Here is a 25,125-nt window from a genome sequence, read left to right as displayed (position 1 = left end):
AGCTGACAGCCATCAGGTTTCTTTTGCCCGTTTTTTAATCTCGTTGATATCCTGCAGGGCCTTTGCAGCTTCCGAATTCAGGTCGGTGATCTGACTTCGGATGGCTGAGATCTTATCCATCATGATTTTCATGCCATCGGTCTGCTTTTCGATCATGACAAACAACTGAAAAGCCCGGTTGACGGCCAGTTCCAGATTCCCGCCATACTTTTCCTTCACGATCTGTAAAAATTCCTTTTCAACGGATGGGTCGACTTTCGGTGGTTGGTCCATGATTACTCCAGTGCCATTTTTTCGATGGATGAAAGGACTTGCCGGTTGGCATCCAGTCCTCCCAGAAAATATACAAACGATCCTGCTGCCACGGCGGTATGGGCTGCCCGTGCAGTCAATAATTTGCCGGGTAGCCGGTAGCTACGACCCCGGTTCAGGTCACTCAATTCAATTTCCTCCACCAGGCGCTCCTCTGGTCCGGGGTTCTGAAGTCCGCCTGCAATCAGAATAAAGTTTCCCGGCAGCGCGGTGGCGGTATGGTCCAGGCGGATAATCCGGAAAAACAGGTCGGACGGGTACAGTGCTCCGTTATCCTCGCCGAGGTAAAAGGAATACATCAGCGGGTAATTCCACGAAAAATCACCTGAGGCCAGAAACCATAAACCGGGGGTGGCTGTCATGGGTGTCAGGGAATGAAGTGCCAGTTGGTAGCCGGTTCTTTTCCAGGAAGTCCGTGTAATGGAATGGGAGTCAATTACAAACCGTCCGGTATAATCGGAATTCCAGCCACCATGAGTCAGTAACACAGAGCCCGATTGAGACCAGGCAAAATCTGCAGTCAGATCGCTGGTATCGAGTACCGTATGAAGGAATTGATAAACCAATTCGGTGGGAAGAAGGTTGTTTCCCGCCTGACCGGGCCGGAAGGAAGTCATCCCTCCCAAAACCATGAAGGATTCCCGGGCCACCGACACCATGGCATGGCCCGCGCGGGCATGAAGAAGGTTCCAGGACGGCAAGGAATCACTTGAGCCGCTGAGAAGTGAAAAATACTCGGTGCTTTTCAGGGCAGGGTCATAATAGCCGGATACGCCCCCACTGGTAAGCAGCCGGTCATTGGAATGAAGAATGGTGGCGTGGTTGGCCCTGGGTTGAGTCAGGTGGCCCGCCAGAACGGGCGATTGCCAAGTGAATTTCACCAATCGAAGGGAGTCGGTGTAGCGAACCTGCCCATCCACCCGGATTTTAATGGGTACCGGAATCCGTTTGCCTCTGCCGGAAAGATTGAGGAGGCATTCATATCCCCCATCTTTAAATACCGGACGGATTCCATCAATGGTCAATTCATCAAACCGGAGACTGTCATCCGGAATCAGTTTGAGGCGGACTCTGAGCGTATCGGCGGTGACTACCAGAGAAGGATCGGGTGAAACAATCTGAATCTGAAGGTCCAGATCGGAACGGTCCAGTTCATCTCTTTCGCAGGATAAAAGAAGGACTCCGCTCAGCAGCCAGAGACTCACTCTGAACCAGTGAGATTTCAGACCGACCCGGCCCATTTTCTGATTATCCGTTCTATATCGGTGATGGTGACCGGTTTAGACAGGTAGTCATCCATTCCAGCATTCAGGCATGCCTCCCGGTCCGATTCAAGGGCGTTGGCTGTGAGAGCAATGATAATGGGTCGTTTGCCGGTACCTGATTGGGTCCGGATCAGGGAAGTCGCTTCGAGTCCGTCCATGACAGGCATCTGAACATCCATGAAAATGATGTCGGTCTGGGTGTTTTGCAGCGAATTCACGGCTTCCTGACCATCAGCAGCCATGGTGATTTCATAGCCCAGTTTTCCCAGTAAACGTTTCATCAATAATTGATTAACCGGATTGTCCTCTGCAACCAGAATATTCATAGGATATTTATCCGCTAGCCGAACTGGTTGCTCGCTCACCGGTTTCTGCTCCTTTTCCATGACGGTGAACAGAAATCTCAGAAAATCAATTCCGGCAATTCCAGAGTAGGCCTTACCATTCATCGCCTGATCGGTGCAGGGACCCAGAACCACAACCTGTTGTTTGGGGTGGGTAAATTGTCGGGCCAGTTCTGCATGGGTGATCACGAGCATTGAAGACTGGGGGACCTCATCGGGTTTCCGGTAACTCTGTACCGGAATTTCCAGCTCTCTGAAGAATTCCCTGAGCATCCATCTGATCACGCGGTCGGGATGGCAGATGGTAACGGGTCGGATGGTCATCTGGCGGATGTCTTCGGAGAGGGTACCTTCCACGGCGGTGGTCGGTATGAGTACTCTGAACCGGCTTCCATGAGATTGCCGGCGGTCCACCGAGATATTTCCATCCATCAGCTCGGCCAGTTTTTTCGAAATGGCCAGGCCAAGACCGCTGCCACCGTATTTGCGGGTCACCGAGGCATCCAGCTGACTGAAGGCATTGAACAAACGGTCCATTCTGTCCGGAGGAATTCCAATGCCGGTATCGCGGATATGAATCTCGACATATGACCGGTCCTCTTTTTCAACCGGTTTGATGTTGACAAGGATTCCGCCGGAGGGCGTGAATTTGATGGCATTGTCGATGAGGTTGCTCAGAATCTGTCGGTAACGCGATTCGTCCCCGATGACATCGGCCGGGGTTTGCCGGTGATAAATGACCTGGAGGTGAAGTCCCTTATCGAGTGCCCGGGCATAAAACATGTTCAGAACGGCCTCGGTGGCGGTTGATATGCGGAAAGGCCGTATATCAACCTCGAGTTTTCCTGACTCGATCTTTGAAAAATCCAGAATCTCATTGATGATCCGTAACAGCGAGTCACTGCTTTCTCTTAAGGTTCTGATGTATTCTTCCTGTTCCTGAGAAAGAACGGTTTTCTGCAGCAGGCTGGTCATACCGATGACGGCGTTCATTGGAGTTCTGATCTCATGAGACATGGTGGCCAGAAACTCGGTTTTCAGGCGGCTGACTTCGATAGCGGTTTCTCTTGCATGAATGATCTCCCGCTCAATCTGTTTTTCCTTTGAAAAATCACGGAAGATGAGAATGACTTCCCGGCTGCCAAGGGCCAGACACCGGGCTTCAAAATCGAGTTGACCATCCTGATCATCCACCGAAACAATAACGGTGCCGGAATCACCGGTTTCGCGGGTCCGGTTTATGCAATCGGTCAAAGGCCGGGAAATAGAAGGCGGAAACAGTTGCCAGATGGTCTGATGTCTTTCGAGCTGACCGATGGTGAAAAATGGCAACTGGGCGGTACCATGATGAAAATCAATCACCTCGAGTTTTCCAGACAACCTCAGCCAGAAATCGGGGAGTGCTTCGATCAGCTCCCGGTTCTGTTGTTCACTTTTCCGCAGTTCGGTTTCGGTCCGTCGTTTCTCAAGGACATTGCGTCGCCAGTAGGAAACCGATATGAAGGCCGAGAAAAGAAACACCACCAGCAAACTGATGGCCCACCAGGTCTGATACCAGGCCGGAAGCACCCGGATGGTCAGAATCAGCGGTTCGCTGGAAAGAAATCCGTTCTGACGGGCCCAGACATGAATCTGATAAGTGCCCCGGGTCAGGTTGGGAATAAAGAAGGTCGATTGGGTTCTCCAGTCGCGCTGGATGGAATCGCGACCGGCCACAAGCATCTGGTAGCGGACGGTTTCGGTGGGAAACATGAATGCCGAAACAGACAATTCGATGCCAGAGCCTGAGTTGATGGTCAGCCCATTATCAGGAATCGTGGTGATCCGGTCTTCGTTGACTTTCAGGTTCAGGATCTGCGGGGTTCTGGATCTTGAAAGCCGGATGGCTTCGGGAGTTCTGAAAAAGCTGATACCAGCAGCGGTTCCCACCCACAATCGGTTGTCGGGTGTTTTAACAATGGATCTGAAGGAAACGGTGATATTTCCCATGCCATCGTTGGTATCGAACCGGATGTTTTCACCGGAAGTCTGGTAGATGAGACCGTGTTCATGTCCGATCCAGAGTCCGCCGGCCGGGTCATCATACAAGGAGCGCACATTCAGAGTTTCATCAAAACCGGATCGTAGACGCAGGGAGGAACCATCGTATTCTGCGATGCCCCGCGATGTTCCGAGCAGCACAGTTCCTTCGCGGCTGATGGTAATGGTATTGACCCCCATGTTTTCCGCCGACATCGGGTGGTCCCATAGGTTCAGTGAATGAAAGGCCCCTGTCTGCAGATCATATTCATAAAGAAGGGTTTCAAAAGTGGTGCCTCCCAGATAAACCTTCTTACGGACCGGATCGAATGCGATGGCTGCAAAGCTGATAGTGGTCAGGTCGGGTGAAGTGATTTCCCTCAGTGTCCCGTCGGGAAGAATCATTCCAAAACCAGCTAAACCGACCGATTGAAAGAAAAGTGTATCGCCGGGTGACCGGTCCATGGACTGAACAATCCGGTTCGATTCGCGCCCTCTGAGCAGCTGATACGTTCTGATCCGTTTCCCCTTTTCAACCACCTCAATGAAACCATCTTTGAAGCCCAGGTAAAACCGGTCGGGTGTACCATGAATCGACATGATCAGGCTGGACCGGGCGGCATACAGTTGTCTGAACCGGGGTTCATCCCCATCGAGGGTGACATGGAAAACGTAATTTCCCTCGGTGGCAAGCACCGAACCATCGGGCAGGGGTTGTATCTGCTGAATAAACAGAGTGGGAACCGGGAGTTCAAAGGACGAAAACAGGGGTTCACGGATAAAGGCAAAGCCTTCATCCGAGGAAAGCCAGACGGTTCCGTCTGCGCCGGCGAATATATCGGTGATCACACGGAACGGAAGATCGGTGAGCCGCCTGAGGCCATCGGGTTTGTCGATTGGCATGATACTGCATCCATTCCGCCAGGTACCGATAAAAAGCATGTCATCCTTCAGTACCAGTGAAGAAACACCAGTCACTTCAGCGACCAGATGGAGAGAAACCGTTGACAGGGAGGCGTCGGGTCGGAGTTCATATACACCGGAATCGGTCCCGGCCAGCAACCGGCCATCGGGAAGTGTGATCAGCGCATCGATCCGGTTGATATTGAATGAGCCGGTGATGGGCATGAGAACAAATCGATTGGTGGGCTCATCAAAACGGAACACATAGCCACGCTGGGAGGTGACCAGCAGGGTCGAGTCATTCAGCGTGGTAAACTGGAAAGATCTGAAGAAATCATCTGCGCGGTATTTTTCCTCGAAATCATACCGGGTAAAGCGGCCGTTAACTATGCGCAGAACCGAGCCGGGTTCGCCAAGAAAATAGTGACCGGGCTTTTGTTCATAGATACTCTTGGCGTAAAACATGGTCGAGTCGGTCACCAGATTGTGCCCTGAAATGATCGTACGGACAGAAACCGGATCGGTGGATTGGACTTCAACAATTCCGCGGTCGGTGATGATTAACGGATAGGCAAAAGAGGGGGAATGATAAAACCGTTTGATGAGGAAGCTGGGAAGCCCGTCGGTAATGGTCCTGAATTCGCTGCCGTTGAACAGAATGAGGCCATTATCACTGCCAACCCAGATCATCCCATCTTTGTCCTGAGTGATGGCCTTGGTCAGATTGGTAGGGATATCGGTGTTCCCGCGGCCGTAGGCCCGGATGGTATACCCTCTGTTGCCATCGGCCACGGCAGCGGTGTAGCCGGAAAGAATCACCCAGAAAAACAGCAAGGATAAAAAGAACAACCGGATTCTGAAGATGGAAAATGGTTGGAAGGATTCCTTTAAAACGGGTGCAGGGGTGATGAAAGGGACACAAGTATTGCAGGAAGAGACCAGTGGTATATCCTGATTGCCTGGGGTAAAGTGCTTCACAACGGTTCGATTGTCAGAGGTCTGAGCTTCCATTACTATTATAAAGATACTTCAGGAACCGGAATTTCAAATTTCCGTCATTTTTGTCTTTAACCAGAAGGGTTCAGCTTGGCATATCGGCCGGTTTCATTGACTTTAAAAGCCTGTAAAAATATCTTTGATGTTCTTTTTTTAAATCAACTGCAAGTCCTGAGCGACTGGAGGTTTAGCGACTGATGGGTAACAATACTTTTAAACTGGCCGGCGTGGCAATTGTACTCGGCCTGATTTTATACTTTTTATTCCCGACCTGGCAGAATTATGATCTGCAGAATAAGCTGAAATCACTGAATACCGAAGATTCCCTTGCTTACGTTGAGCAGAACCGGAAGGAAATCGAGTCGATTGAGGATAACCGGCTGAAGCTGGGGCTGGATCTTCAGGGCGGAATGTATGTGGTTCTGGAAGTGGATCTGATCGAACTGATCGAGAATCTGGCCAAGACCAAGGATGCCACCATTGACTCGCTGTTGAAAGTAACAGTGGCCCGCACCGACAAATCCGGAGAAGACCCTGCATCTGTTCTGGTAGAAGAAGCAGATAAAGCCGATGTGCGTTTATCGCGCTATTATGGGAACATTCAGGATAACAACAGTGAAATCGGCACCTACCTGACGGACCAGCAAACCGAGGCTGTTCAGCGTGCCCTTCAGATTATCCGTGCCCGGGTCGATCAGTATGGGGTTTCGGAACCTTCCATCACCCTTCAGGGGGCCCGCCGGATTATTGTGGAATTACCCGGAGTGACCGATGAGAAACGGGTTCGCCGCCTTCTGAAATCAACGGCCAAGCTTGAATTCAAACTGATGGCCGATGAAACACGCGCTTTCAATGCACTCAAAACGATCAATGACCGGTTGGCCGCTGAATATGTGGTCAGCGATTCCGCTTCGGTGGATCTGGTGAAAGGTCCGGAAACCAAAGTGGATACCACCTCATTGGCTGCTCAGGCCGGGGAAGATAAAACCGGAGCCGATGCTGCTGATCAGAAAAAGAATCCTCTGTTTGCCCGTATGCAGGTCGGAAATATTGGTTATGGCGCCATCGGGGCTGCCATGGAATATGACCGCGAAGTCATCGACCGGTTCCTCAACCGCCCGGATATGCAGGAGTTCATTCCCGGTGACATTTCTTTCCACTGGGGAGCAAAACCCATTGCAGTCAGCAATGATGTGAAAGTTTATGCACTCTATGCTCTTGAACGGGAAGCTGCCATGGGTGGTGGGTCTATTGAAGAAGCCCGTGCCACCATCAGCCCGATGTCGAATCTGCCCGAAGTAACCATGCGGATGGATGCCGATGGTGCAAGAGAATGGTCCATTCTGACCGGTGCCAATGTTGGCAAGCAAATTGCCATTGTTCTCGATAACACCGTTTTCTCTGCTCCGCGTGTGAATACCAAAATCACCGGCGGAAACAGTTCGATCGAGGGCCTGGAAAACATGGAAGAAGGAAAGGACCTTGAAAACGTTCTGAAGGCCGGTGCGCTTCCCGCTCCCATTGCAATTGTTCAGGAGCGGAGTGTCGGACCTTCATTGGGCGCCGATTCCATCAGAATGGGTCTCATCTCTGCCTTGTGGGCCTTTCTGATTGTAGCAATCATCATGGTCGTTTATTACAATACAGCTGGTTTGATTGCCAATCTGGCTCTGATTCTGAACCTCACGATCATCCTTGGTGTGTTGGCTGCCTTTAAGGGGACTCTGACCCTGCCAGGTATTGCCGGTATGATTCTGACAATCGGGATGGCCGTGGATGCCAACGTTCTGATTTTCGAACGGATTCGGGAAGAGTTGATTTCAGGAAAAACTCTTAAAGCCACCGTTGAAGCCGGGTTCTCCCGCGCATGGACGGCCATTTTTGACTCAAATCTCACCACCTTCTTTACCGGTGTAATTCTGTATGCCTTCGGAATTGGTCCCATCAAAGGTTTTGCTCTGACCCTGATGATCGGTATTGTGACCTCCCTGTTTACAGCTGTGTTTGTGTCACGTCTGGCCATCGACTATTTAATTCACCGCCCGAATGCCAAACTGCGTATCGGGTAAGGTTTAGAACGACTCAGGAGTTTTATCATGCGCTTTTTTCAAAACACCAACTATGACTTTGTGGCTGCCAGAAAAGTGGGTTATGTGGTTACCGCTGTTCTTCTGCTGGTAGCTCTGCTCAGCATCCTGATCAGGGGATTGCAATATGGCATCGATTTTAAGGGTGGAACCGAGATTCAGCTACGGTTTACCTCTGCTGTTGAAGTTTCTGAAGTCCGCCGTGCTATGGATTTTGCTGGCGTGAAAGCCGAAATCAAACGGTTTGGTGCCGATACCGAAATTCTGGTTCGTACCGATGTGGAAATGGAAACCACCGCCCTTGAAGAGGCAGTAATGGGTGGCCTGAAGGAAATACTTCCTGATAATCCGGCCACCATTGACCGGAACGACGTCATCGGTCCTAAAATCGCCGAGGACATGAAAGCCGGGGCCGTCTATGCCATTCTGGGGTCCCTGCTTCTTATTCTGGCCTATATCTCCATCCGGTTCGAATTCAAATTTGCTGTGGCTGCCATCTTTGCAACATTCCACGATGTGGTGGTTGTACTCGGCCTGTTCAGTCTGTTGTATGGCTTGTTCCCGGGATTGAATCTCGAAATTGATCAGACCATCATTGCTGCCTTCCTGACCATTGTGGGTTACTCACTCAATGATACCGTGATTGTGTTCGACCGGGTTCGTGAATTCAGGAAAATTTTCAAGGGTGAAACACTCGAGGAAGTGATTAACAAATCGGTAAATTCCACCCTTAGCCGGACCTTCATGACCTCTTTCACCACGATGATCGTTATGGTGATTCTCTACATTTTTGGTGGAGAGACCACCCGGCCATTTGCATTTGCCATGATTCTTGGTATTATTATCGGAACATATTCATCGATTTTTGTGGCCTCTCCGATTGTTCTGGAGTGGGTAAACAGAATCGAAAAAGCCAAATCCTGACGGGGGAACCAACCATGTCGCTGATCGCCAGAGAAACCGAAGTCGGACCGGTCACGGTTCTGCAACTGAAAGGGGACGTGCTTGGCGGACCGGATGCCACCGAACTCAATGACAGACTCCATCAACTGGTTAGAAATGGCCAGGTCAAGGTGGTTCTGGATCTGAGTGGGGTGAATTTTATGAATTCCTCCGGATTGGGAATGCTCATCGGTGGTCTCACCACCGTGAGAAATGCCGGCGGTCAGCTGAAACTGGCAAACCCGGCCGAACGAATTCAAAGCCTTCTGGTTATTACCAAACTGTCTACCGTGTTCACGACTCACAAGTCGGTGGAAGAGGCCATTGACAGTTTCTGAAATCAGTCTGAAATCCAGTTTAACTCCGGCATCCTTCAGAAGGGTGAACCGGAGTTTTTTATTTTAAAGAGAAAGTAAAATCAATATGCCAGTTGTCGTGGTGGTTGGTGCCCAATGGGGCGACGAAGGAAAAGGAAAAATTGTGGACCTGCTCTCGAAGGATTGTCAGGTTGTGGCTCGCTATCAGGGCGGGGCCAATGCCGGTCATACCATTTCCTTCGGAACTCAGACCTTTGTTCTTCACCTGCTGCCTTCGGGGGTTTTTCATGAAGGAACCCGCTGTCTGATCGGAAATGGAGTGGTGATTGATCCGCTGGCGTTGCAGGAAGAACTTGAAATGGTGTCGCGGCTTGGCATTGACCTTTCCGGACGGTTGTTTATTTCGGGAGGAGCGCACCTGATTTTCCCCTACCACAAAGTGTTGGATACCATCCGGGAAACCAGCAAGGGTGCCGATAAGATCGGTACAACCGGGCGTGGAATCGGGCCTTCTTATGTGGATAAATACATGCGGAACGGAATACGGGTTGCCGATCTGGCCGATATGCCCGGACTCAGGGCAAAGGTGACCAAGGCCATTCAGGAAAAAAAGGTGCTGATCGAGCACAGTTTCAAAGCCGATCCCACCATTCTGGATGTCGATTATGAACCGGTATTTGCTGCCATTGAGAAAATGAAGCCGTATGTGGTTAATGGGGCTTACTTCCTCGATCGCGAGATCAGGTCGGGCGCAACGGTTCTGGTGGAAGGGGCACAGGGTGCCTTGCTTGATATTGACCATGGCACCTACCCGTTTGTGACGGCTTCAAATCCGACCACAGGGGGTGCTGCCACCGGGCTCGGTCTGAATCCGACCACCATTCAACGCGTGATTGGCGTTGTGAAAGCCTATACCACCCGGGTTGGAAATGGCGCTTTCCCCAGTGAGCTTTTGAATGAAACCGGAGAGTACATCAGGAAAACCGGACATGAGTTCGGAGCCACTACCGGCCGGCCCCGCCGTTGCGGATGGCTCGATTTGGTTGCCCTGCGTTATTCATTCATGATCAATGGAATCAATGAAATGGCCCTGACCAAGATCGATGTGCTCAATGATCTCGATGAAATCGGAGTCTGTACGGCTTATGAACTGGATGGTCAGCTGATCCATGAATTCCCGCTTCGGCATGAGGATCTTTCCCGTTGCAAACCCGTTGTGAAATATTTCAAAGGATGGAAAACCGATATTTGCCAGGCAACCAGCTGGTCATCCATTCCGGACACCTGTAAATCCTATGTTGATTTCATAGAAAAGGAAACCGGTGTGAAAGTGAAATTCTTCTCAATCGGACCCAAACGGGAATCCACTCTGATTCTCTAAGAAGGCCAGCCGGTTTCATGCGGACCATTCTCCGCTACTCATCACTGATCAAAGCCGGCCTGGTGGTTGTTGCCATCGGGTTTGCCCTTGCCACGGTTTGGTACACCTCCTCGCTGGTGAACCAGCTTGAAAAAAGACAGCGGCAGGTGGCCGGCATCTGGGCCCGGGCACTTGAAAATCTGGTGTCCGATCAGTCCGGAACCACTGACCTGACCTTCATCTTCGAAGAAATCGTGTCGACCATCGATTTCCCCATCATTGTTACCACCGCAGAAAATGACCCGATCCCTGGTTTTTACCGGAATATAACCGTACCTGCGACTCTTGATTCACTTCAGTCCGATCAGTACCTGCGGGACCTGATCGTCCGATTCGATAAAATCAATCCGCCCATTGATGTTAAACTGGATTCTGTGGTGATTCTTCAACGGATTCACTTCGGCCATTCTGACCTGGTTGAGGAACTGATCTGGTTCCCTTACGTTCAGATTACCTCGGTGACCATTCTCATCTTACTTGGCTATCTGGCATTCAGTCTTATCCGTAAACAGGAGCAGAGTTCTGTATGGGTTGGCATGAGCAAGGAGACGGCTCACCAGCTCGGCACACCGCTCTCGGGATTATTAGCCTGGATGGAGGTGCTGAAGGGCTCTCTGAAAACCGAAGAAGCCAACCAGGTTCTAAAGGATATGCAAACCGATATCGATCGGTTGCTGATGGTTACCGACCGGTTTTCCAAAATCGGCAGTAAACCGGTTCTGACCCCTGTTCCATTAATGGATGAAATCCGGATGGCAGTGGCCTATCTGCAAAAACGGCTGCCGAAATCTGCTGAAGGGGGAGTGATTCTTGAGATCAGCGGTCAGACCTCTCCGGTGGTCAGGGTCAATCGTCTGCTGTTTCAGTGGGCTCTTGAAAATGTCCTTAAGAACGCTGCAGATGCCGGTGCTTCACGGATACAGATCAATCTGATGGCCGATCAGAACCGTGCCATAATTGATGTGACCGACAATGGGAAGGGGATGAGCAGGCAGCAGGCCCGAAACATTTTCAGGCCAGGGTTTACAACAAAACCACGAGGATGGGGAATGGGACTCAGCCTCACGCGCCGGATCATTGAAACCTATCACGGTGGGAAAATTTCGGTGTTTCAGACAGCAGAAGGAATCGGGACCACCATCCGGTTGGTGCTGACGATCAGTCCGGAAAAAACTGGAGAATGAGAATCAACGTCAGTAGGATGGCTCCTACCCACATCAGCCTGGTTTTCATGGTGTCACGGAACTGGGCACAGTCGGCCTGTTCGCTGTTTTGTGTAACGGAGGGATCGTTCAGCCATTGATGAATGGAGGCCTCGAGTGAGGCCGGGACGGGTTTTGGCTTGCACCAGGTTTTCAGAACTTTTTTAACCTGTTCCTCTTCTTCCCAAGCGGCCTGACAAGGGGGACAAACCATCAGATGGGCCTGTAAGGCATTCCATTCATCCTTACCAAGCCGGTTATCCACTCCGGGAGTAATCAGGTCAAGTGCCTCCCGGCAGGAAAGTGAAGAGTGGTGAAACTGGCTGATGGCAATGTCCTTTCACGCTGCATGAAATCCCCGCGATGCAGCATAGTCACTTAAAATCGTTTTGAGCAGATGACGCCCTCTGTGAAGACGGCTGCGAACGGTCCCAACCGGGCAACCGATCATATCAGCGATTTCCTCGTAGGTCATGCTCTGGAGGTCACAGAGAATAACCACAGTTCTGAAATCGGGCGGAAGCTGCTGAAGTGCACGGGTGAGCGTGTCATCCAGCAGATCACTGTACAATTCATTTTCCAGATCAAGCATTTCGAACCGGTCATCTTTTACCGAGTTGAAAAATTCCTTGATCTCGTCATAATCAACCTTACCAGGTTCCTTGCTGGTCTTACGATATTGATTAATGAACGTATTTTTCGTAATTCTGAACAACCACGCCTTGCAGTTTGTTCCCTTTTCGAAGGAGTGAAAAAAGCGGAATGCTTTCATCAGGGATTCCTGAACCAGATCTTCTGCGTCTTCAGGATTGCCAGTCATCCGAAGGGAATAATTGTACAAAACTGAAAGGTGTGGCCTGATTTCGCGTTCAAACTCAAGATGCGGATTGTCGGCCTTTTCAATCATCATTGATTTCAGAAGCGGTGCCATAAAAGTCCTTATCGTCTAAATCGTGCAAATCGTTCATAACAAAGTTGAGTAATTCCACATTGGGAGTCAATCTTTTGAAATTAAAATTCATTCATGTTTCGTGGTTGCGGATTGGAAGGCAGGCCGGATGGATGGTGCTTGGACTGTTCATGGTGTCTGTTTCACACGGTCAGTCGCTGATACTGGAGGGGAAATGCCGCGATGTTAACCAGCGAACGTTGATTCCCTACGTGAATTTCTATGTACCGGCACTCGGGGTGGGTACGGTAAGTGATATCTATGGAAAGTATGTGCTTCAGCTTCAGACGGCCGATACCAGCCTGTCGGTGGTCTTAAGCCACATCGGGTACGAGAAGAAAACGGTCACCATCGGAGCCCTGCTTCAGAATCCGGATGTGGATCTGCGGTCAAGACTGATTCAGTTCAATGAAGTAGAGGTGGTGGGACGACGCGAATCGGGACTTACCGTGAAGGACATCCCACTTGCCATTGCGGTTATGCCCGTCCGTCAGTTTGAAGTGAAAGGATTTCTCGATACCGGCGATATTCTTTCGACCGATCATTCCATCCAGACCACGGAACTGGTCAGCGGCAGAAAAACCATCAGTCTTCGTGGTGGCAATCCGGATGACGTGACGATTATTCATCATGGCTTGCGTCTGAATGGCAATCTCACCTGGCAGGCCGATGTTTCAACCATTGACCTTGCGGATGTGGAACAGCTCGAAATCATAAAAGGAGCACTGACAAGCAGTTACAGTCCGGATGCATTCAGTGGGGTGATTAATATTGTTCCCCGAAAGCACCGGGATTATTCGGTCAAATTCAGGCAATTGCTGGGACCGGAACGGAACGGAGACTGGACCTTCCAGCTACACCGGACCTCGGGTCCCTGGTATGGTTCTGTATCTGCCGGTATGGGAGCCTATCGCCGGGAGTACGAGTCTGATAAGGTGGTTTACCAGTTGCAGAACTCAGATCAGGTTTATTCTGGGATGGCTGGTTATGAGAATCCGGATGGAGTGGTGAAGGACGTGTCGGTTTTTACACAAACCGGATCAAACAAGTATGAAAATGAGCGCAGCGGTGAAGTGGTGGCTACGCGGCTTAACCTGCTAAGTCTCTCAATGGAAACGGCCGGACTGGGGTTCGATCGGGTTGGTCTGATGGCTGGTTATTGGTATCAGACAGATGAACAAAAAATGAAGGTGGCCAATCAGGTCACGGAGCGTCTGGTGGATGATCAATCGTTACAGGCAACGCTGACGGTAACCCGGCCTTTTGGTGGGTTGTTTCTCGATGGGGTCCTCCAGATGGAAAAAGCCTGGCTTCAGACGAGTGACAACCTGCAGTCTCCACCTGGTTTTGTGACCTACAGTCAAAAGGTAGCCATCGGCAGGCAGGGAATCGGGACAGCTGTAATTATCCGCTATCCTTTTGAACAGCCTGCAGACTGGATACACATGGCCGATATCAGTGCTTCATTCCGTTATGATCATGTCAGGGATGATCTGGATCCGGAAACCAAAGGAACAAACGAAGACAAACTGAACAAATCACTTTCCCGAACCTGGAATGCAGGTGTTCTGAAATTGTCTTCCTCCTTTGAGGGGGCTCGTGGTCACCACTACATGAAAGGGTACCTGAACTTTGGACGGACAGTCAAATTTCCCCGCTTGTTATACCAGATCAGTCTTCCATTCGAAAAACCAGACGAAGACCCGGTGACCCATCTCGAACCCGAAGAAATCCAGGGAATGGATGCTGGATTTCTGATAGCCCGGGAGTATCCGGATAACGACCGGTATTCAGGATGGCAGTTGCAGTCATCCTTTTTCAGAACGTACTACCAGAACAAATTCCGCAACCTGGCCGACCCATCCTCACCGGTTCTGTTGTTTGATAATGTGGATCTGGCTGAAATAACCGGCACGGACCAGACTTTATCCCTTTTCTTTTTCCGGAACCGGCTTTCAGTCGATTTGGGATTGTCTCTTTATGATATTTCAGAAAAGGCAGCCTTTCCGTTTAAGTCCGATCTGAAACAAACCGTTGCCCTTACCTGGACTCAGAGCGGATATCAGGTTCAGGGAAGGTGGTTTTATGAAAACGAACAGACCGCGTGGGTAAGAAATGCTGGAACCGGATTCGAGACGATAGAACTGCCACCGTATAACAACATGGATCTTCATGCCTCGAAACAACTCGAATGGAATGATTTCCGGGGAACGGTGGGGCTGAGTGCGCGAAATATTCTGAACAGGCCGGAAACATTTGAAACCCTGATTCTGCGTGACCGGCGTTTTTATATCATTTTTACGGTGCAATACTGATGAGACCCATCATTGTTTTCGGATTAATCGGACTTTTAGGCGGTTGTACCGACAGTTTCCTTGATGGAAGCGACCGCTCTTCAAGGAATGATGGAACCACGCTGACCGGACAGATTCTGCTGGCAGGGGAGCCTTCCCATGAAAACACGTATGTCTATCTGACCGGATTTGATATCTCAACGCGGACTGATGAGTCGGGGAGATTCCGTCTGACCATTCCCATTGGTGGCACATCAACGCAGGCGGGATCCTACGCACTCTATTTTTATAATTCCACCTTTAAGTATGATTCTGCCATTGTTCAATTAATTAATGGCCAGATTCCTCTTCCGCAACAGGATCTTGCCGCCGATGGTTCATTAAAACGCAACCGGACCATGGCCAAACTTGTTGAACTGAGCACGGTCATGTACCCACCGGTCATCATGATCAAAGATGAATTGTTCCGCGAGAAGGAAAATGGAATCGGATACAATGTCTTTAATAACCGTGATACCGCCAATATGGTTGTGACGGCCCGGTTTCTTCAGGGCAGTGAAGGGATTTCTCTCAGGATACCCATTTCGCCGCAAAATAAGATTGCATTTGGGATGGTTCTGCAGAAAAATTCGAACGGAGTGGAGCGGATAAAAAACAACGGCTTTTCGAGGTGGGATGATTTTTTTGGTGGGGCAGGAAAAACCTACACCAATTTGTTTCAGTTTCCGATCACTTCTTACGTGCCATTTGTGGCGCCAACCAATATCTCAAAAGGAGAGTACTATGTCCTTCCAAACCTGTTGGTTCATCAGCCGGGCCTTCCTTCTGCGGTAATTTCCAGTCTGATCAGCTGTCCGATGGACCGGTATCCGACTGCCGACTACCTGAAACTACCGATTAGGTACAGCAGCATCGGGTCGTTTGAGGTCAGGGAGGGTGTAGTAATCTATGAGTAGCTTCCGGTAAGATTCCTGATACCGGTCCAGGTTTCGCAGGATTTTTCCTCTTTGATCGGGGGAAACCGATCCGGTTTTTAAGGTGAAATCGCGCATCCGGTTGGTCTGTTTGGCCGACTGACTTTCCCGTCTTTCCTCGAACTCCCGCTCAATGGTGCTTTTTTGTGAATCGAGCATGCGGCTCAGAATCTTTTGCTGCCGTTCAACCAGTTTACTGTCAATTCCCTTCATCAGATCTTCTGCAACGGCCTCCATCTCTTTTTCCACCGCTGACATGGATCCCGACAGGCCCTGCTGCTGCCCGCCCGATTGTTTCATCAGTTCTGACAGTTGCTGCCGTATCAGTTGTTGCTGGGCGGCCATTTGAGCCAGTCTTTCTTTGCCAGGACCACTGCTGGAAGACTGACCGCTCTCATTTAAAACCTGCTGATTCAACTGTTGCTGCCGGTTGGCCAATTCCCGCATTTCTTCAAAAAACCCTTTTTCACGACTATCCGGACTGGCGCCTCCCTGATTTCCACTCTGTGTATTCATCATGGTTAAAAGGCGGTATACCATTCCATTCATGGTGACACGGGCCCCGGCCCGGTTTTGTTCCCCTGCCGATACCTGGTTGTTCACATACTGATCGCGGGCATTGGCCAGCTGATTGGCGGCCGATTCCAGATCACGGTCGAGTAAGAGACCCAATTGCGGTTCCATTGCTGAAATTGCACGGGAAGAATCCTGAAAAGGTTTCAATGATTGAAGCAACTGATCAGAAAAGGAGGCTCCCCATTTTTTTACATCAGAAGCGGGAGGTTTCTGTCCGGCCAGTTCGGACCATTGGGTTGCCTGAGTCAGCAAACGACGCAATTTCTCAAGAACCACCATGTTCTGATTCTTCTTAAACGATTTCTGAATGTCGGTCGCCTGCTGATTGAGTGACTGCAATTGCTCCGAAAGTTTTTTGCTCTGCTCGGCTGCCTGTTCTTCGTCACCCTTTTTAATGGATTCCGCGGTTTGACGGCTCAGGTTGGTCATGTCCTGTTGTTTCATCTGTTGCCGGGCCTGATCCATTTTTGAGGTTTGGGTAGAGGATTCCTTCAATTCCCTGGCTTGTTTGGTCAGTTCATCCAATGTCCGTTCAAGGTCTTCGATCCGGGAGGTCTGAAGGTCCTGCCGCAAGGCCAGTTTGTCCTCGTTGGCCTCAGGTTTGGACTGTTCATTCCGGATGGATTGTTGCTCCATGGCTGTTTCGAGACTTTTCTGGGTAAACTCTTCGAATTTCTGTTCGAGCTGCAATTGTTTAACGGTCTGGATGGATTTATCGAGCTGTTTGTCGATGGCCTCAGCTGTCATTTCAACCGATTGCAGTGCATTGATCACATCACGCCGGTCGAGCGTGTTCAACTGTTTCGATAGCTGCTCCAGCATGTCGCGAAGTCTGGTGTTATCGGTTTCCTCCAGTAACTTCTGAAGTTCGAGATATTTCTGAAGGGTTTCGGGAGGAAGCACCTGAGATTGATTCAGCTGAGTAAACTGATCATCGGCCTGTTGTTTCAGATTCTCCATTTTTTCATCGAGTTTTTTCTGTTCACTGGCCAGATCATTCAACCGGTTTTGCTCGGTAAAATTGAGAGAACCAGACCGACGCTTGATATCATCAGCCACTTGTTTGGCCTTTTTCTCGAGTTCCTTTGCCTCGGCCCTGAGTTCCTCCATGGTTTCGGTAAGTTGGTTGCTGAGTGAATCGGCCTGGGCAAAGGCTTCTTCCGTTCCGGGTGTTTTGATGGTAAAAACATCGGTCCAGACCAGATGGCCGCCCGGAATCCGGGGATAATGGTCGGTGACTCCCAGCCTGAACTCAATCACATCGCCGGGAAAGACCGATTGCCCCGGAACCTGCCAAACGGGTAAACCCTCGTAAAATTGCTGACCGGCAGATGAAAACACCTGCAGGTCCTGCCTGATCCAGTCCGGTTCCATCAGATCGAGCACGGACCGGATCCGGTATTCTGCAATAAGCCGGTTCAGTCCATAATCATCAGCAAGGCGGACCACCAGGGGAATCCGGAAATCCCGGGTCGTGAGCGCATGCAGCGGAGCAGCCTGAATGACCGGAGGTTCATCCGGAATCAATCCGATCTCGATCCGGGCTGTATCCCGGTTGGACAGATGGTGAATATCGGTCAGCAGAAACCTGAACTGTGCAGGATGAAATAAAGTGGCATTGGTGGAAATATCACCTGAACGGAAAACCGGATTTCCGGGCCAGCCTTTCACCATGCCCGAATCGATATCACCGGTAAATCTGGCCTGAAGGGTAACCAGGCTTCCTTCGGGTATCTGAAGCCGGTTTCCATCGGACTGGGGATGAACAAAAGATCGACCCTGGGTATACCGGGGCGGATGAACGGTCAGTTTCCAACCGGAAACAAAAGGCCGGTCCAGTAAACGGATGGTGTAACTTTCGGACTGAAACCAGGCATTCCCAACCGAATAAACAACCGATTGCTGCAGGTTGGGTCGGATAAAGACCAGATCGCGGTTGTTTGGACTCTTCTCGGTCAGAACCTGCCCGTCTTCGAACCGGATCTGCAGATTGAGTGGTCCGGGGGATCCGGTATACCGGACTCTGATCTGAAGGCTGTCTCCGCGTTCAAGAGCGGTTGATCCGGGAATCACATCCATTTTCAGCCGGGAAAGATGGGTGCTGGGTTTCCAGGGGAACCAGAGGTCATTCCAGCCGGCAGGTGCAAGCCAGGGAAGCATGGCAAGAAAGATCAGGGCAGCCCCCGGTAACAAAAACCGGAATATATCTGGTTTGGCCGGGCGGATAAACGGAAAGTGCGGATCGGGACAGTCGGCCGGGGACAGAAAGAACCGGTTCAGAAACCGGAACCGGTCGTCCTCACCGACACTGGTAAAACGGGCAAGAAGCCATTCCAGGCGCAAAGGCGAAAGGTGTTTCAGATCCTGATGGAGCAAGGAGAATAACCGGACCAGATTGGCGGTCACTCCTGCAAGTCCCGAAATCAGAACCAGTCCGCCAAGTGTGTACCGGACTGTCAGATCGGAAAGCTGATCGTTCAGAAAGAGAACAGCTGCAACAATGAGGATCAGCCACGCAAAAAGGGTATAGGCTGCCAGCCGGTAGGTTCTTACCAGTGCAGTCCGGAAAATGAACCGACGCAGATAGCCGGGAATGGGAAAGCGGGTCATGGTGGTCCGTCTTTACTGACTCAGCGCCCAGACCAGAATATTGGTTCCCATCCGGAGGGCGGCCAGTCGTTTATCGGGCGGATTCTGGTGAACCTCGGGATCTTCCCATCCATCTCCCAGGTCGCATTCGGTGGTGAATAAAAGCACCAGCCGGTTCCCTTCAAATATTCCCCATGCTTCAGGCGCCTTGCCGTCATGCTCATGAATCTTCGGGAGTCCGGAAGGGAAGGCAAACCACGCAGAGAAAAGACCGTACGAGGCAGGTACCGGAACCAGTTCCCGGTCGGGAAACAGTTTTGAAATTTCCTTTCTGAAATAGGGAGCCATTCCGTAGTTATCATCCACATGGAGAAATCCGCCATTCAGAAGGTACCGGCGGAGCGCCTCCCTTTCTGTATCTGAAAAGGAAATGTTTCCGTGTCCGGTGGTATGCAGAACCTGAAAGGTGTAAAGCGTGGGTGACAACGGATCGACCGATTCGACGCGGGGTGAAAGATTCAGCCGGGCCTGGTCGCGTGCAAACTGAACCAGATTGGGCAGACTGGTCGGATTTGCATACCAATCCCCTCCGCCACCGTATTTCAGCAACCCCACCCGGATCTGTGAAAAACCCGCCATGGGTGCACAGATCAGACTGATTCCGGTCAGAAGCGCGAAAAAATGAATCGGCAGTGTTTTGAAAGTGTTCATATCCGGTGCTATCTTTGCAATCCCATTCTGCTCTCGTAGCTCAGCTGGATAGAGCGTTTGCCTCCGGAGCAAAAGGCCAGAGGTTCGAATCCTCTCGAGAGTACTACATAAACCATAAAAAAACAAGTGGTTATGACGAAACGGCTGCCGGTCTGGCGGCCGTTTTTGTTTTTGACCAGCCTCACGGGTTTGGTTCATTCATCGGGTTACTATTTTCCATTTTAACACCATTTCTGCTACTTTTGTCGCTTTCTTTATAACGGGAAACATGAAACCAGCACCAGAACCGAAAACAGACCTGCCATCCCAGCCGGAAACAGAACCGACGAACGAACCTAACCTGGGTTCCGGGGTCCGGATCAGTCTGCATATCAAATATTCCCTGATTTTTGGCGGAATCTTTCTAACTGTCCTGTATTCGATGGTTTCGAATCTGTTCGAAGAAGAAAAGCGGGATCTTGAGCGCCTTTCCCATCAGCAGTTTACAGCCATTTTTAATACCATTGCCCCGAATGCTGCAGAAGCCTTGTCGGTGGGTGAAGCAGACAAGCTGGCGCTGAAAGCCAGTCTGGATGATCTGATCCGGTCGGGAATTCCTGGTCTTGAACGAATCCGGGTAATTAAAGGCAACGGTGAAATTTACCTCGAAGCCGATACAAGCGGAACCCGCGATACCGGTGACCGCATTTCAGAAATTGAGCTGAAGGAATTCGAGGGAAAGTCGAGAAAACCCTTCGTGACCGGTGATCTCGTTTACCTGACCAAAAAGATTGATTATGAGACCGCTGTAAAGACAGTGTTTCTCGGTTACATCCAGCTGTCATATTCTCTGAAGCCCATTAATGACCTGATTGCCGCCAAGCAGAAACAAACGTACCTGACCGGGACCATTGCCTTTCTGATTTCGGTTCTGATTGTCATCGGGGTCACGATGGTACTGGTCCGCCGTATCAAATTGCTTCATGCGGCTACCCGGCAGATTGAAGCGGGAGAGTTTCCGGAAGTACCGGTGAAGGGCAATGATGAGTTGGGTGAGCTGACCCGGTCTTTTAATACCATGACACAGGCGGTAAAAGAACGGCTCATGATGTCGAAGTATGTGTCTGAATCAACCATTGAGGCCATCCGGAAACAGAATCCGATCGATCAGCAGCTTGGCGGTCAGCGGAGTGAACTTTGTTTCTTCTTTTCAGACATCCGTGGTTTCACGGCCTTTTCTGAGAAAAGCGATCCGGATCGGGTGGTCCGTTACCTGAATGACCTTCTGAACCGCCAGGTCGAAATCATCCGCGAGCATCAGGGTGACATTGATAAATTTGTGGGAGATGAGGTCATGGCCGTCTTTAAAGGTGACGGCAAGGAATCGAGAGCAGTCACTGCGGCCATCGGTATTCAGCAGGCCATGAAAGAACTGGCCGACTCTGATTCGGTTTACAAGGAATTGCGGATCGGAATTGGTATTCATTCGGGTGAAGTGGTTTCGGGAAATATCGGAAGTCGTGACCGGATGGATTATACCTCGATTGGTGATACCGTCAATACCAGTGCCAGAATGTGCTCGGCTGCGGCAGCCGGTGAAATATTAATTTCGGAAGTGGTCAGGAAATCAATCGACGTGACCGCCTTCCGGTTGGGAGAACCGTTTTCGGTTCCGATGAAAAACAAAAAAGAACAACTTGTTCTTTACAAGGTGCAGCATGAACAAAATTAATGGTCTTTTTTCTCTGGTTGTTCTGATCGGTTTTGCGGGAACCGGGTGTTCCTCTCTGGATGAACAATGGGGAAAGCAGTTCACCCGTGAACAGAAAATTGCCGTTTCGATGGAACGGGCAGGCAAACGATTTGCAGAAGGGAAACAAAAACTCGATGCAGGTCTGATCAGGCAGGCGACTGAAGAATGGAAATGGATTTTTGAGAACCTGGGACATGATGCTGCGCGGCTGAAACTGGTGGAAGCCAATGAGTTTGTGGAATCTTACCGCACTGAACGGCTCGAACTGGCAGTTAAGGCGCGGGAAAAGAAAAACATTTTCACAGCAGCCGGGTATTACAAACAGGTTCTGCTGCTTGAACCGGGAAATGCTGAAGCGAAGGCTTTCCTCGATTCGAATTCGACTGAAATTCAGAAACGGTTGCAAACCAATCTGGATCTGGCCCGGAAATCGGCCGCATCAGGTGATCAGGTGGCTGCAAAAAGAAGTTATAACCGGGTTCTAGCCTTCGATCCGACCAATGAGCAGGCGCTGAAAGGCCTGGCCTCTCTTCAAAGGCCGGTGAGCAAACCGGTTAAATCGGAGGACAAGGAAGCGTTGTACCGCAAGGGCGTGGAAGCCTATGAAAAGAAAGATTACATGAAGGCATACGAACTGCTCAGTAATCTCGAGGACATGGGTTACAAAGACACCACCTTGTACCTTCAGCGTTCATCCGATAAAATTCAGGCGCTGGGACTCGACGAAACCGGCAACTGATTGTCTTCGGGGATCAGCGGATTCATAACCCGGAACCACAGCGGTGGCACCAGACTGAGAAGCATCATGCCTGGATAGCCGGTGGGCAATTGCGGCGACTCATCGAAATGTCTGAGAATCTGATAGGGCCGGCTGGCCAGATAATGATGATCGGAATGTCTCGATAGCTCAAATAACAGAAGACGGCCGGGCAGATGGTCGGAATTCCAGGAGTGAACCGGCCGGACCCGCTCCCAGTTTCCATCGGGAAGCTGACGTCTCAGCAATCCGTAATGTTCAATGTAATTCACCGTTTCCAGCAGCAGAATCCCAACAAAAGCGGCCACCGAGAACCCAACTAAACCTTCCCACCCCCACGCAGCACCCACCATCACCAATAAACCGGTTTGAATCATCAGCGATCGGATCATCTGGTTCTGAGCCGACAGCACCGGTTCTCCTGATTTTTCAAGACGGCGCTTTTCGAGATTCCAGGCAGACAGCCAGTTTCCGGTTACGGACCGGATCCAAAACCGGAAAACCGTTTCGTTTTTTCGTGCGGTAGCCGGATCGGCCGGTGTTGCAACCCGACGGTGGTGACCCCGGTTATGCTCAAGAGTGAAGTGCATGTAGAGCGAAGTTGCCAGCAGAATCCCCGCCATTACCTGATCGAAAACACGGGTCCGGTGCCCCAGTTCGTGAGCAACATTGATTCCGAAAATTCCGCAAAGCAATCCCATGGAAAGGGTGTGTCCGATCCAGGAAAGCGCAGAGTCAGCCTGGGTGATCTGGTACAGAAAAAGGATCATCAGGCCCACCTGAACCGGCACCACCAGATACAATGCCCATGTATACAACTTCCTGCCGGTCAGCAGCGGCTCATCATCCGGGCGGTGGTTGGTGGTATCTGGTTTCATGCCCAGTTCAATCAGGGGAATGAATCCGAAAGCATAGAAAACCGGAATCAGCGTCAGAATTCCGGCCTGAAAGAACGACCATCCGGCCAGTGCAGGAACCGAAAAAACAAGAAAGTACCGAATGGGTCTCAACACCGAAAGAACCATTTATTTCAATTCGGTTGGCCAGGGATTGACCGGGGAAAATTGTTCAAACCGGGTCGATTTCAGAATGCGGTAACGGATGACCTTGCCCGGCTGATCATAGATTTCCATGGTGGCCAGACTGCCCAGTTCGCGTTCTCTGATGTAGGTGCCGATCACGGGATAGGCTTTGTAAATTCCCATAATGACTGAAAGCCGGCCCTTATACTCAAAGGTTGTTTCGGCAATTGGCTCGCTTTCCAGCCGGATTACATTGAATTTCTCGCGGATGAGCGGAATGAGGGAAGAATCTTTTTCCTCCAGAATGGAACCAGCCACCCAACGGAGTTTTTCTTTCGGTGTGAATTCGGGATTATCAAAATAGATTCCAAAACCTCTGTTGGTTTTGATACTGTCGATCATGAGCAGGGTAAAGAAGACTTTGTTTATGACCTGCGGGGTTTTTGAATAATCACCAAGGTGACTTTCATAGACGAGATAGATGGGGTCACTGGTTTTCTCTGTCAGTGTCATGTCGGCAAACAGGCCATAGTGAATCAGCACGGTAAACAGGGCAGCCAGCAGAATTCCGGCAATGGCGAGAATCAGTTTCACAGGACATCTCCTCTTTTTAGGGCAAAAGTAACCGGATATCATCAAAAATTCAGGTGATTAACGGGTGGAAGACGGTGTTTTTTTGAAAGCGTTTTTGCCGGGGGTTATCTTTAGCCCCTTCATGAAAATCATTTTAGGTGTAGAATCGTCCTGCGATGAAACGAGTGTGGCGGTGGTGGATGGCGGACGGATCCTATCCAATGTCATTTCTTCACAATGGATGCACCGGCAGTTTGGTGGTGTGGTCCCCGAAATTTCGGCCCGGGCCCATCTTAGGCTGATGCCTGAACTGATCCGTGCGGCCCTGGATGAGTCCGGGGTGACCCTTCAGCAGCTCGATGCCATTGCTGTAACAGAGGGACCCGGATTGATGGGTCCGCTGCTTGTCGGCGTTTCCATGGCCAAATCCCTGGCCTTTTCATTGGGAATACCGGTCATTCCGGTTAATCACATTGAAAGTCATTTATATGCGTCGTTCCCCGGAAATGAACCACCTCCTTTCCCCTTCATCGGATTGATTGTGTCTGGCGGACACACCTCACTGGTGGTGGCCCGGGAGGGATTCCGGTATGAGTTACTGGGACAAACCCGTGACGATGCTGCAGGTGAAGCGTTTGATAAAATTGCAAAAGTGCTTGGTCTGGGTTATCCGGGTGGTCCGGTGGTGGATCGTTTGGCGGTCACCGGTTCTTCCGACTGGGTCACCTTTCCCCGGCCGATGATCAACAGTGATGATTTTGATTTCTCCTTTTCAGGACTGAAAACGGCTGTGATTCAATATCTGAAATCCAACCAGGAAACGGCACGCCAGCATCTTCCCGATCTGTGTGCATCGGTTCAGGCAGCCATTACCAGTGTGCTGGTATCGAAAACACTGAAGGCAGTCAGAGAAACCGGAATTAAAACAGTGGTGGTGGCCGGAGGTGTCTCGGCCAATTCAGAACTGCGGAAACGGTTTTCTGATGCAGAGAAGCAACACCACCTCAGGCTTTATCTGCCAACTCCGCTGTTAAGCACCGATAATGCAGCCATGGTTGCTTTGCTGGCCCTGATGAAAGGCCCCGCCTTTGCTGCGCCTCATTACCAATTAACACCCAAACCAACGCTGGCCATACACTGA

19 protein-coding genes and 1 tRNA gene are annotated in these 25,125 nt (G+C 50.6%); 11 read left to right on the top strand and 9 right to left on the bottom strand.

Annotation, left to right across the window (positions count from 1 at the left end):
* Window positions 1–12 precede the first annotated feature (12 nt).
* The 3 genes from HUU10_08505 to HUU10_08495 are packed head-to-tail and all read right to left on the bottom strand — an operon-like array spanning window position 13 to window position 5,854.
* Window positions 13–273, bottom strand: a complete 261-nt coding sequence (locus tag HUU10_08505) for a hypothetical protein (GenBank protein ID NUQ81634.1) — start codon at window positions 271–273, stop codon at window positions 13–15.
* A 2-nt stretch (window positions 274–275) separates the two neighbouring features.
* A complete protein-coding gene (locus tag HUU10_08500) occupies window positions 276–1,553 on the bottom strand; it encodes a hypothetical protein (protein NUQ81633.1) in 1,278 nt (425 codons plus the stop codon).
* A complete protein-coding gene (locus HUU10_08495) occupies window positions 1,535–5,854 on the bottom strand; it encodes a response regulator (protein ID NUQ81632.1) in 4,320 nt (1,439 codons plus the stop codon). Before HUU10_08495 ends, HUU10_08500 begins: the two co-directional genes overlap by 19 nt.
* Window positions 5,855–6,036: 182 nt before the next feature.
* Between HUU10_08495 and secD the strand changes: the two genes are divergently transcribed.
* The 5 genes from secD to HUU10_08470 all read left to right on the top strand — a co-directional run bounded on the left by secD (window position 6,037) and on the right by HUU10_08470 (window position 11,789).
* Window positions 6,037–7,908, top strand: a complete 1,872-nt coding sequence (gene secD / locus HUU10_08490) for a protein translocase subunit SecD (protein NUQ81631.1) — start codon at window positions 6,037–6,039, stop codon at window positions 7,906–7,908.
* Window positions 7,909–7,935: 27 nt separating this feature from the next.
* Window positions 7,936–8,850, top strand: a complete 915-nt coding sequence (secF, locus tag HUU10_08485) for a protein translocase subunit SecF (GenBank protein ID NUQ81630.1) — start codon at window positions 7,936–7,938, stop codon at window positions 8,848–8,850.
* Between the two features lie 14 nt (window positions 8,851–8,864).
* Window positions 8,865–9,206 carry an STAS domain-containing protein gene (locus tag HUU10_08480; protein NUQ81629.1) on the top strand — a complete coding sequence of 114 codons (342 nt, stop codon included), beginning with the start codon at window positions 8,865–8,867 and terminating at the stop codon, window positions 9,204–9,206.
* 85 nt (window positions 9,207–9,291) lie between these two features.
* Complete coding sequence (locus HUU10_08475; protein ID NUQ81628.1) at window positions 9,292–10,566, top strand: adenylosuccinate synthase; 1,275 nt, start codon at window positions 9,292–9,294, stop codon at window positions 10,564–10,566.
* 17 nt (window positions 10,567–10,583) lie between these two features.
* Window positions 10,584–11,789 (top strand): HAMP domain-containing histidine kinase, encoded by a 1,206-nt coding sequence (locus HUU10_08470; GenBank protein NUQ81627.1) that lies wholly within the window; start codon window positions 10,584–10,586, stop codon window positions 11,787–11,789.
* Here HUU10_08470 and HUU10_08465 read toward each other — a convergent pair.
* Both HUU10_08465 and HUU10_08460 read right to left on the bottom strand, forming a co-directional pair.
* Window positions 11,764–12,072, bottom strand: a complete 309-nt coding sequence (locus HUU10_08465; protein NUQ81626.1) for a hypothetical protein — start codon at window positions 12,070–12,072, stop codon at window positions 11,764–11,766. The genes HUU10_08470 and HUU10_08465 overlap by 26 nt on opposite strands.
* Before the next feature lie 75 nt (window positions 12,073–12,147).
* Window positions 12,148–12,717: a sigma-70 family RNA polymerase sigma factor gene (locus HUU10_08460; GenBank protein NUQ81625.1), complete on the bottom strand. Its 570-nt coding sequence runs from the start codon at window positions 12,715–12,717 to the stop codon at window positions 12,148–12,150.
* A 95-nt stretch (window positions 12,718–12,812) separates the two neighbouring features.
* Between HUU10_08460 and HUU10_08455 the strand changes: the two genes are divergently transcribed.
* Complete coding sequence (locus HUU10_08455; protein ID NUQ81624.1) at window positions 12,813–15,071, top strand: TonB-dependent receptor plug domain-containing protein; 2,259 nt, start codon at window positions 12,813–12,815, stop codon at window positions 15,069–15,071.
* Window positions 15,071–16,006, top strand: a complete 936-nt coding sequence (locus tag HUU10_08450) for a hypothetical protein (GenBank protein NUQ81623.1) — start codon at window positions 15,071–15,073, stop codon at window positions 16,004–16,006. Before HUU10_08455 ends, HUU10_08450 begins: the two co-directional genes overlap by 1 nt.
* On the opposite strand, the gene HUU10_08445 is transcribed toward HUU10_08450, so the two are convergent.
* Both HUU10_08445 and HUU10_08440 read right to left on the bottom strand, forming a co-directional pair.
* A complete protein-coding gene (locus HUU10_08445; GenBank protein NUQ81622.1) occupies window positions 15,941–19,210 on the bottom strand; it encodes a hypothetical protein in 3,270 nt (1,089 codons plus the stop codon). The genes HUU10_08450 and HUU10_08445 overlap by 66 nt on opposite strands.
* Before the next feature lie 12 nt (window positions 19,211–19,222).
* Window positions 19,223–19,828, bottom strand: a complete 606-nt coding sequence (locus tag HUU10_08440; GenBank protein ID NUQ81621.1) for a DUF4159 domain-containing protein — start codon at window positions 19,826–19,828, stop codon at window positions 19,223–19,225.
* Window positions 19,829–19,929: 101 nt separating this feature from the next.
* Here HUU10_08440 and HUU10_08435 point away from each other — a divergent pair.
* The 3 genes from HUU10_08435 to HUU10_08425 all read left to right on the top strand — a co-directional run bounded on the left by HUU10_08435 (window position 19,930) and on the right by HUU10_08425 (window position 22,371).
* Window positions 19,930–20,003, top strand: a tRNA-Arg gene (locus tag HUU10_08435).
* Window positions 20,004–20,168: 165 nt separating this feature from the next.
* Window positions 20,169–21,611, top strand: coding sequence for a HAMP domain-containing protein (locus HUU10_08430; GenBank protein NUQ81620.1), 1,443 nt, complete (start codon window positions 20,169–20,171; stop codon window positions 21,609–21,611).
* A complete protein-coding gene (locus HUU10_08425) occupies window positions 21,598–22,371 on the top strand; it encodes a hypothetical protein (GenBank protein ID NUQ81619.1) in 774 nt (257 codons plus the stop codon). Before HUU10_08430 ends, HUU10_08425 begins: the two co-directional genes overlap by 14 nt.
* Here the strand turns inward: HUU10_08425 and HUU10_08420 are convergent.
* Together HUU10_08420 and HUU10_08415 are read right to left on the bottom strand one after the other, a co-directional pair.
* Window positions 22,338–23,414 carry an alkane 1-monooxygenase gene (locus HUU10_08420; protein NUQ81618.1) on the bottom strand — a complete coding sequence of 359 codons (1,077 nt, stop codon included), beginning with the start codon at window positions 23,412–23,414 and terminating at the stop codon, window positions 22,338–22,340. The genes HUU10_08425 and HUU10_08420 overlap by 34 nt on opposite strands.
* Entirely contained in the window at window positions 23,415–24,005 is a 591-nt protein-coding gene (locus HUU10_08415; protein ID NUQ81617.1) for a hypothetical protein, read from the bottom strand. It abuts the gene before it with no gap.
* Window positions 24,006–24,126: 121 nt separating this feature from the next.
* On the opposite strand from HUU10_08415, the gene tsaD reads away from it, so the two are divergent.
* Entirely contained in the window at window positions 24,127–25,125 is a 999-nt protein-coding gene (gene tsaD, locus HUU10_08410) for a tRNA (adenosine(37)-N6)-threonylcarbamoyltransferase complex transferase subunit TsaD (protein NUQ81616.1), read from the top strand.

Source organism: Bacteroidota bacterium (assembly GCA_013360915.1).
Taxonomy (GTDB): domain Bacteria; phylum Bacteroidota; class JABWAT01; order JABWAT01; family JABWAT01; genus JABWAT01.
This window is presented reverse-complemented; position numbering and strand designations above follow the sequence as displayed.